General features: G+C 54.1%; 8 protein-coding genes and 1 tRNA gene. 5 read left to right on the top strand and 4 right to left on the bottom strand.

Annotation, left to right across the window (positions count from 1 at the left end; translation table 11 throughout):
- Positions 1 to 43 precede the first annotated feature (43 nt).
- Positions 44 to 838 (bottom strand): oxidoreductase, encoded by a 795-nt coding sequence (locus CEE36_11220; protein ID TKJ37210.1) that lies wholly within the window; start codon positions 836 to 838, stop codon positions 44 to 46.
- A 26-nt stretch (positions 839 to 864) separates the two neighbouring features.
- Positions 865 to 1368 (bottom strand): hypothetical protein, encoded by a 504-nt coding sequence (locus CEE36_11225; GenBank protein TKJ37211.1) that lies wholly within the window; start codon positions 1366 to 1368, stop codon positions 865 to 867.
- A 343-nt stretch (positions 1369 to 1711) separates the two neighbouring features.
- Here CEE36_11225 and CEE36_11230 point away from each other — a divergent pair, with 343 nt between their 5' ends.
- The 3 genes from CEE36_11230 to CEE36_11240 all read left to right on the top strand — a co-directional run bounded on the left by CEE36_11230 (position 1712) and on the right by CEE36_11240 (position 4948).
- Positions 1712 to 2875 (top strand): methionine adenosyltransferase, encoded by a 1164-nt coding sequence (locus CEE36_11230; GenBank protein ID TKJ37212.1) that lies wholly within the window; start codon positions 1712 to 1714, stop codon positions 2873 to 2875.
- A gap of 379 nt (positions 2876 to 3254) precedes the next feature.
- Positions 3255 to 4511 carry an adenosylhomocysteinase gene (locus CEE36_11235; protein ID TKJ37213.1) on the top strand — a complete coding sequence of 419 codons (1257 nt, stop codon included), beginning with the start codon at positions 3255 to 3257 and terminating at the stop codon, positions 4509 to 4511.
- On the top strand, positions 4511 to 4948 hold the full coding sequence (locus CEE36_11240) for an osmotically inducible protein OsmC (GenBank protein TKJ37214.1): 438 nt from the start codon (positions 4511 to 4513) through the stop codon (positions 4946 to 4948). Before CEE36_11235 ends, CEE36_11240 begins: the two co-directional genes overlap by 1 nt.
- Positions 4949 to 5088: 140 nt before the next feature.
- Here the strand turns inward: CEE36_11240 and CEE36_11245 are convergent, their stop codons facing one another.
- The gene (locus CEE36_11245; protein ID TKJ37215.1) at positions 5089 to 5721 is read right to left on the bottom strand and encodes a hypothetical protein; all 633 of its coding nucleotides are present in this window, start codon (positions 5719 to 5721) and stop codon (positions 5089 to 5091) included.
- 342 nt (positions 5722 to 6063) lie between these two features.
- On the opposite strand from CEE36_11245, the gene CEE36_11250 reads away from it, so the two are divergent.
- Complete coding sequence (locus CEE36_11250) at positions 6064 to 7641, top strand: hypothetical protein (protein TKJ37216.1); 1578 nt, start codon at positions 6064 to 6066, stop codon at positions 7639 to 7641.
- 143 nt (positions 7642 to 7784) lie between these two features.
- Complete coding sequence (locus CEE36_11255; GenBank protein TKJ37217.1) at positions 7785 to 8630, top strand: hypothetical protein; 846 nt, start codon at positions 7785 to 7787, stop codon at positions 8628 to 8630.
- A 341-nt stretch (positions 8631 to 8971) separates the two neighbouring features.
- On the opposite strand, the gene CEE36_11260 is transcribed toward CEE36_11255, so the two are convergent.
- Positions 8972 to 9042 (bottom strand) — tRNA-Gln (locus CEE36_11260).
- Between the last annotated feature and the right edge of the window lie 556 nt (positions 9043 to 9598).

A 9598-nucleotide genomic window follows, 5' to 3' on the forward strand; every position in this document is an offset into this window, starting at 1 on the left:
GTCATGCGTAAGATGCAGAAGGAGTTGTAGGACAGGCCTTGCTCTAAACAGAGAGAAGCTCACCCCGAAATACTGTAACAGCCTTGCCACCTAGAAAGACCCTGTCACCAGCCAGGCGAACCTTTACTACCCCTCCGCGAGTTGAAGCCTGATAGCCTACCAGCTCGGTTTTACCCATCCGCTCCCCCCAGAAAGGACCGAGGCAGCAGTGGGCCGAGCCGGTTACCGGGTCCTCATCTATCCCAGCGCCAGGCGCGAAGAATCGGGAGATGAAGTCGAACTCCAGAGAACCGGAAGGAGTGGTTACTATCACCCCCAATCCTGGAATCTTGGCAAGCAACGCAAAGTCAGGCTTCATCTTCCGCAACTTTTCTTCCGAATCCACCTGGACCAGGTAGGCGAAACGGTTCTTCCCCACGTATAAAGGTTTAACTCCAAGCGCTTCGACAAGCTCAGGAGAGGCGTCCGCTGACGTCTCGGGCTCGGCAGGAAAATCAAGCTCGATCCATTCGTCCTTGAGCGTCGCCTTCAGGAGTCCGCTCTTGGTGTAAAACCGCGCCTCCTGGTCTGGCTTAAGATACCCTTCCTCAAACAGGATATGGGCACTGGCCAATGTGGCGTGGCCACACAAATCCACCTCCAGCTTGGGGGTGAACCAGCGAAGGTTGAAGCCGTCGTCGGTCTTATAAAGAAAGGCCGTCTCGGAAAGATTCATCTCCCGCGCAACCATCTGCATCCATGTCTCATCGGCAGGGGCGTCCAATATACATACCCCTGCAGGGTTGCCCTTGAACGCATCTTGGGTGAATGAATCTACCTGATAGATAGAGATGCCCATTACGTCTGCTTATGTAGTGACCGCTGTCACTCGATCAGTACCAGTCCGTAATAGTTGGGTTTGCAGTTTTCGTTCTTCAGCACTTCGATGGGAAGGCCGTGGGCGCGTACGGTGGAGTAAACGTCAATCCCGCAAGCCTCCATGGAGGGTCTTGCTTGGTCCGGATAACGGCACTGCTCCACGCACTCCTCACATAAGAAACAGGGCCCCCCACCCATACCGAACGCCTTCTCGTATCCGTCCAGGAACATCCGTTTCTCCAATCGCACCACTATCCGGTTCACCGGGGTGTTCTCGTCCCCGTGTATCAGCAAAGCATGTTGGTATGCGTTCACCATCCTCTGGGTTTCTTCCGGAGTAGGGGAGTTGGGAGGGCAAGTCAGCCGCTTTCCGTACACGCCGCATCCGAACTGACACTTGGCACGTACCCATTGGGCGGTAACCACGCTATCCGCGGGAATGAGTTTTACCTCCTTTGCCCCCATGCGCTTGGCGCGGTTTATGTAGCCTTCGTATTTACTTGTTTCCATAGTGAGAGATAATATGCCGAGGATGGTGGGTGTCAAGCGAAGTTATGGCAGACAGCGACGGTTGCCTCGTGATCTAGATTCAGGGGTCCCCGAACGGACGCGAAGTAGACGTTTGGGGCGCTGGATTTCACCCTCCCCCTACTCCCTCCACAAGGGAGGGGGATTAGTGACAGAAAGTAGGGGCACGGCACAGCGTGCCCCTTGAGCGGTTCATACGCTCATAGGGTATGCCGTGCCCTCTAGGGATTTCCCAATCCACAGACTGTTCCCCGTTGACTTGCGAGCTCCCAGAGGTATACTTTTGGTCAAATATTTTGAATCCTCATACGAAAGGAGGACGTAGTTGGAGAGAGTCCTTTTGACCTCCGAGTCTGTAACTGAGGGGCATCCGGATAAGGTGTGCGATCAGATCTCCGACGCTGTCCTTGATGAGGTGATGCGTCAGGACCCCAAGGGGCGGGTGGCGTGCGAGACGTTCATCACCGTTGGATTAGTTATCGTGGGAGGGGAGATCACTACCACGTGTTACGTTGATCTGCCGGTTCTGGTGCGCGGGCTTTTGGCCGAAATCGGTTACACCAATCATCGCTACGGATTCGACGGGGCCACCTGTGCGATCCTTAACGCGATCGGCCGTCAGTCGCCTGACATCGCCCAGGGAGTGGACCGCGGAGGTGCGGGTGATCAGGGTCTTATGGTGGGCTACGCCTGCGATGAAACCCCGGAGCTTATGCCAATGCCCATCATGTTAGCCCACAAGCTTGCGAGGCGGCTGGCCGAGGTGCGCAAGCAGGGGATACTGCCCTACCTGGGGCCGGACGGCAAGTCGCAGGTTACGGTCGAATACGTTGACGGTAAGCCGGTGCGCATCTCGAACGTGGTCATAAGCTCGCAGCACACCCCCGAGATACTCGATTCCACAGAAAATCAGATCACGGAAGACGCGCGCTCAGAGATCATCGAGAAGGTTGCCAGGGCCGTGCTGTCCAGCAATATGTTAGATAACGAGACGCACTTCTTTGTTAATCCTACTGGCAAGTTCGTGATCGGCGGGCCGCAGTCGGATACCGGCATGACCGGCCGCAAGATTATTGTGGATACCTACGGAGGGATCGCCCCGCACGGCGGAGGGGCGTTCTCAGGCAAGGACCCCACAAAAGTGGATCGTTCGGCCACATACTTCGCTCGCTGGATCGCCAAGAACGTTGTGGCGGCAGATCTGGCCGATCGCATCCAGGTGAACCTTGCCTACGTTATCGGTGAGCCTGACCCGGCCTCTGTATCCTTAGATACATTCGGGACGGGAAAGATCGATGATGATAAGCTCCTTGAGATAATTAACTCCGAGTTTGATTTCCATCCGCGCGCCATAATCGAGCGGCTCGATCTGCTTCGACCTATTTACAGACCGACCGCCGCTTACGGACACTTCGGCAGGATCGAGGATAGCTTCACCTGGGAGAGGCTGGACGCGGTGGATGCGCTTCGAAACCGCGCAGGGGAATAGGTGAGTATCCGAAGATGGTTAATAAACCACAGATGACACAGATTGAAACTCCCTACGGTCGTTTCCCTTCGGGAGAACTCCTTTCAGCAGTTCTCCTTCGGAACGCAGATGAGAACTCCAGCAGGGTTCTTCTTCGGTGCAATTTGCAATTTGATATTTGCATTTTGAAATGAGCCTCGGTGCCTCTGTGGTTGATTTAAAAGATTGTAACCTTCAATGAAAGGAAATTAATGACTCACGACGTTAAAGACATAAAACTTGCCCCGCAACATGTAGTGCGAGGCTCAGCGTGCCCCAGTTGGGTATTAGCCTCGCCAGCGAACCTGAAGGTTCGCACTACGTAACTCGCAGGAAGTAAACCTCAAGGAAAGGAAGTTGAATGAAGTACGATGTTAAAGATTTATCCCTTGCCCCCAAGGGGAAGCTGCGGATCGAGTGGGCAGGGCGGTTCATGCCCGTACTTAAGCTGATCAGCGAGCGCTTTGCAAAGGAAAAGCCCTTAAAAGGGACGCGGCTTGCCGCGTGTCTGCACGTTACAACCGAGACCGCAAACTTGATGTTTACCCTGAAGGCGGGCGGTGCAAAACTCAGGCTCTGTGCGTCCAATCCCCTTTCCACCCAGGACGACGTGGCAGCATCGTTGGTCAAAGACTACGGAATCGAGGTGTTCGCCATCCGTGGGGTCAACAACCGAGACTACTATCGCCATATCAACTCAGCATTGGATATCAAACCCCACATCACCATGGACGACGGCGCTGATCTGGTCTCAACCCTGCACTCAAAACGCCGCAAACTCCTTGCGGGTGTCAAAGGCGGGACCGAGGAGACCACCACAGGCGTTATCCGGCTACGCGCCATGGCCAAGGACGGTGCGCTGGCGTATCCGGTGATCGCGGTGAACGACTCGGAGACCAAGTATCTCTTCGATAACCGCTACGGCACAGGCCAGTCAACACTCGACGGCATCATTCGCGCCACCAACTTCCTTATCGCGGGTTCCACCGTGGTCATCGCCGGCTACGGCTGGTGCGGCAAGGGCGTTGCCATGCGCGCAAAAGGTCTCGGTGCCAAGGTGATCGTTACCGAGGTGAATCCGGTAAAGGCGCTTGAGGCGGAGATGGACGGCTTCAGGGTGATGCCCATGATTAAGGCAGCTCCTCTGGGTGATCTCTTCGTTACCCTAACCGGAGACATAGACGTGATCCACGCTGAGATTTTCGAGCGCATGAAGGACGGCGCCATCGTCTGCAACTCCGGCCACTTCGACGTGGAGATCTCAAAGAAAGACCTTGCAGCACTTACCGTAAAGAAGCGCGAGATCCGCAAGGAGGTGGTTGAGCATACCTTAAAGAACGGGAAGAAGGTCTTCTTCCTATCTGAGGGTCGGTTGATCAATCTCTCCGCAGCCGAGGGCCATCCGGCCATGGTTATGGACATGAGCTTTGCAAACCAGTCGCTGGCCGCAGAGTACATCCTCAAGCATGGGGCAGAACTCGAACGCAAGGTCTACAACCTGCCTGCCAGGCTGGATTCCCAAATCGCTTTCCTCAAGCTTAGGTCCATGGGTGTAAAGATCGACATGCTCACACCTGCGCAGCGTCGCTATCTGGCAAGCTGGCAGGAAGGGACTTAATGGCCGAAGTTGCCAAGACCCGTGTGGTTGTTGAACGACTTAAAGGGCTGACTGTTGCCGCTAAGGCAAACTCAGGTCATTGGACGGTGATAGACACCAAAGCAAGCGTCGGCGGCAACGAGGGTGCTCCCTCTCCTACGGAGCTTTTGTTGATGTCCTTGGGCGGGTGCACCGCGATGGACGTCCTATCCATCCTTAAAAAGATGGACCAGCCTGTAGAGGACTTCCGTATCGAACTCGAGGGAGAGCGTTCGCCTGAGCATCCCAAGGTCTACACCAGGATCAGAATGATCTGTATTGTCAAGGGTGATGTGGAGCCAGCCAAACTTGAGCGTGCGATTGAGCTTTCACAGGAGCGCTACTGTTCGGTCTCGGTCATGCTAAGGAAGATTGTTCGAATCGAGGCATCTTACCGTATCGAGCCCGCCGACATGTGACGATCTCGGTTGAAGATACTGCGGGATGAATCAAGATCGATCCGGATCAAGGTCTTCGGATTGATCTTAGTTCTCCGAATAAAGGTGGCTTGGGAGTTGGGCAGGGTCTAGGGGGCGATTAGTTTGATTGTTGGGGAGTGTTAGTTGCTTGGGTGGTTTTTGTTGTTGTTTTTTACCCTATTGATCTCGCTGCGGAATAGCGAGAGGAAGGTGCGCCAGAGGATCTTTAGATCAAGCGACAGCGAGCGGTTTTGTATGTACAGTATATTGAACCGGAACTTCTCTGGGATAATCTCGTCGATGTACTGTTCGTCGAACTTCGAAGGGTCCATGTGGCTTTCGATGTCCACGTAGTGTATCTGTGCTGGTCCGGTTATCCCTGGCTTGACCGAGAGGATCGCGCGTTGACCCTTGGTGTAGTGAGAGACGTACTGCGGGTCTTCCGGCCTCGGGCCTACCATACTCATCTGCCCCAGGAATACGTTGATGAGCTGAGGCAGCTCGTCTACCTTCAGGCGGCGCAGGATTGCTCCTATACCCGTGATTCGAGGGTCGTTGCGATAGGTGAGCTTGGGGCCACAGCGGTCAGCACCGGCGATCATGGTTCGGAACTTGAAGATCTTGAATAGCTTTCCGTTCCTACCCACCCGGACACCACGGTAGAAAATCGGACCCTTGGAGTCAAGCGTTATGGCAAGCGCTACAAAAGGGGTAATAAGTGCGAGAAGCCAGAGTCCGATAAACGAAACCACGATGTCCAGGAGACGTTTCATGCTTTACCCCTTCCGGGGAATCGAGAGTTCAGGTGCTCGGGTTGTGCTGCTTCCACAAATGGGATTATAAGGAAGCAAGGGAGTAAGTCAATCATGTAAAGAGTAGAAGTAAGCTACCCTTTTCTCCTTCGGAGGAAAGATCTGGGTGAATAGTCGGCGAATCTCCCTTAATAAATTATGTTTATCACGCTTGCTGGGGGATCCAATCTCTCTTAAGAACCCTCACCATCCTCTGCTCACCCTGGTAACTATCCCTTGGCGCACAGACTCTGTCCAGTTGACAAATCCGCGCGAGCGTGTAGAATATGTATCTGTATTATTAAAGGCAATAGGAGGAGTGTGATGTTTGTTTGGCTTCTACTTTTCAGCGCTCCGATTGACTGCGGAGCGCTTGATGCAATGGCGTTTCGTTCCATAGAAGAGCGTCGCGACTACATAGACTCTCTTGCCGAGGTGGATCATGAGGGAACTATCACGCTTATGCGCAAGGCGCTGGGATGCCCTTCCGAGCAGACGCGTATGTTTGCTGCCGAAGCCCTTGGGTATCTGGATGACCCTGGAGCCATACCTGCCCTTATCGCTGCGCTAAAGTCACCCTCTATTGGGGTGCGGTACGAGACTGCATGGGCATTGGGGCTGTTGGGGGACACCTCGGCGCTGACGCCTCTGATTGATGCGCTCTCTGATCGTGCGGTACCGGTACGAACCAACGCCGCCTGGGCGCTGGGGGAGATTGCAGACGCGCGGGCGATTGGCGCGTTACTGAAGGCCCTTGAGGATGTCGACCGCCGCGTCCGCGAGAACGCGACCGAGGCTTTGGGTAAGCTCGAATCAAAGGAGGCGGTTCCTATCTTCCTTAAGCGAGTTGCTTCGCTTTCAGGCTCAGAACGCAACAGGACACTCGCTGCACTGGCGAAGATCGCCGACCACAGGGCCACCGAGGTTCTCGCCCAAGCCGCGACTGACCCTGCCGTTCCTGACCGCCACCTCATAGCACAGGCACTCGGTCGAATAGGCGACACAACCGCTGTAGAGACCTTGTTAAAGCTCTTGGATGATTCCCGGTGGGCCGTTCGTGCCAAGGCGGCGTTGTCGTTGGGAATGCTTAAAGATAAACGCGCGTTGAAGCCGCTTGTGGCCAAGGCCTCAGACAAAAAACCTGAGGTAAGGCAAGCAGTTTCCGAGGCACTCGGCCGTATTGGAGATATCCAGTCTGAGGACGTGCTGATCTCAGGCCTTGAGGATGAGAACGATCTTTGCGTGATGGCTGCGGCACACGCCCTTGGGCTTCTGGGAAGCAGGAAGGCGCTAGAGCCTCTGATCGAGTTAATGTCCGACCCTGAACCACCGGTGAGGGAGCAGGTTGCGTTCGCTCTTGGGGCTATCGGCGATCCTACTGCGGCTTCCGCACTGCGCTCGCGACTCAACGACGTCTCATGGGAGGTGCAGCAAGAAGCGGTTACCTCAATCGGATGGCTGCGCGATGTCTCATCCATAGATGCTCTGAGAGGCGTACTTGCCCACAAGTTCTGGAGCATTCGTCTTGCCGGGGTGCAGGCTCTGGGTCTGATCGGTGTGTCCAAAGCACTCCCTTTGATCCGGCGCCGGTTTGCGGACGCACATCCGGATGTGAGACGCTGGGGTTATGTGGTGGCGGCAAAGCTCGGGGCTGATCCTGAAGCAACTCTTGCTGGACTTAACAAGGAAAACCCTTCCCCTGAGATGCTTGAAGTGGCCCAGATACTTACCGCAAAGAAGGAGTCGCTTTCAGCGTGGAACGGCGATTTGACCCAGGAGCGGTTGCAGCTTCTGGTATTGCTTGGGACCGACGATGCCCGCGCGATGCTGGAATCGTTGCCGCTGCCAAGGGATGAACTTGAGCTCTCGGAGCTGCGGCTGATCGCTTTGCGTAACTGGTAGCGTTACTGTCCCTCTGGAGAGGGACAGTGGGGGAGTTATGTGCACTTTTACGGGAAGTGCAGGGATTGGCAGAGCCCGTGTGGGTTGGCTTGACAATCTCCGGTTTCCGGCCAAAATAGTACCAAACCTCAAAAGGAGGACAGATGAAGAAGATATGTTTTCTCGCGCTGGCTGCCATAGTCCTTGCATTCATGATCGTCGGTTGCGATATAGAAGGAAAGGACATAGATGCGATACAAGAACTGGTGCTGGCCGACGAGGTCTGGTTCGATGCAAATACCGAAGTTGACTCCACCGGAGGCGGAAGCATGTTCTTCGGTGATACTGCCAGTGGAGTCATCTGGTGGCGTACAGCGCAGACCCATGATGAACCGGTCATCGATGTTCAAGTAGATGGCGACTCCGGCTGGGTTGAGTGGAGCCGCGGCAACTTCGGTAGCGTGACAATATGGGCTTTCGTGCCTGACAGCAACAAATGGTTCTTCTGGGAAAAGGAACTTTCCGAAACAGCCAAGGTAAGAGCCGTTTTCCGAAAAACCGGAAGCGATGCCGATCCTAATCGTGGCTGGGAACTTGAGAAGATCTCATGCGCGGTGGGCGCTTCTACAGGTGGAGACCTGAACATAGACAAAATCCACATCACCAGCGCAGAAACAGGTTACGACTTTGAAATTACCGATCCCCTCGACACCTACTACGATATAGACGAGGATATGGTAACCTTCAAAGCAGGTGAAGAAGTCACCGTCACCCTTTACGTAAACGATACAAACACCGTCGCATTCATCCACAGCTTTACTCTTTTGGGATACGTACGTGGACCGTTCCCCGAAAACGAGGGCGGTGTACACTCCGGAACATGGGAGGTACAGCGCATCCCCTTCCCGAGATGGGTGATCTTTGACGTGATGACAAAACCCACCTTATACGATTCAGAGGGTGAATACGAATTCAGCGGCATCCTGTTCCCTTATTACATTACTCCGTAGCAGTTGATCAAATTTACAAAAAGGCGCTGGGTAACCAGCGCCTTTTTTATCCTGTGGGGATCTACGTGACTTGTCGTGCGATAGACGAACCTGATTAGCTGATTTTTTTATCTGTAGACTCTGGATAAGCAGCTAACTAAAAGCATATAAATTGGGATCCCCGCGAAGCAACTCTGTCGCTTCGCGGGGTAAAAAACCTGGGGGACAGGGATGAGAGCTCTCTTCGGTCGCTCTCCTTACGGTCGAACCTCCGATTAACTTTTTATATTAAACTGGATCAGCTAATCGGGAAAGTACTACGGAAAAGGAAACCCCACAGTCTTAACTGTGGGGTAAAAAACCTGGGGGACAGGGACTCGAACCCCGATTAACTGATCCAGAGTCAGCCGTCCTGCCATTAGACGATCCCCCAAAAGGTTTAGTTAAGATTATAAGAAACTACCCCCTAATGTCAAGACAACTCATTGCCCCATCGGGGAGAATGCACCCATGAAACAAAGAAACGGAGTTCAGTATATGCAGATAGTGGCAAGTCTCAAGCCCGAAGCGCGTAGCCAAAGGCCGCGAACGTCAGCCCCTACGCTGAACCACGTCGAGATCCTGCCGAGATACTCCAAGAATACGGCATAGACGTAGGGGCGACGCATGCGTCGCTCCTACAGGCTCAAATCCCTGTACCACCATGTCGGTGGATATCCCGCCACTCACTTAATCTAGCAATATGACAAGCTGTTGAATCAGCCCGATTTTTCGTGTGTTCACCCCACGAAGTCACTTCGTGACTCCGCTGGGACCCCGGAGCGGCCGAAGGCCGCTTAACTAATTCCCCTCCCCTGGTGGGAGGGGTTAGGGGAAGGGGATTATTTAATCAGGATAACCTTTTGGACTGACACCTCTTTGTCAGTAAGCACAATGAAGTAAACACCAGGGCTGTGATTTTCTCCCCACCTCAAAACCCCGTTTTGAGC

The organism is candidate division TA06 bacterium B3_TA06 (assembly GCA_005223075.1).
Lineage (GTDB): Bacteria > Hydrothermota > Tepidihabitantia > B3-TA06 > B3-TA06 > B3-TA06.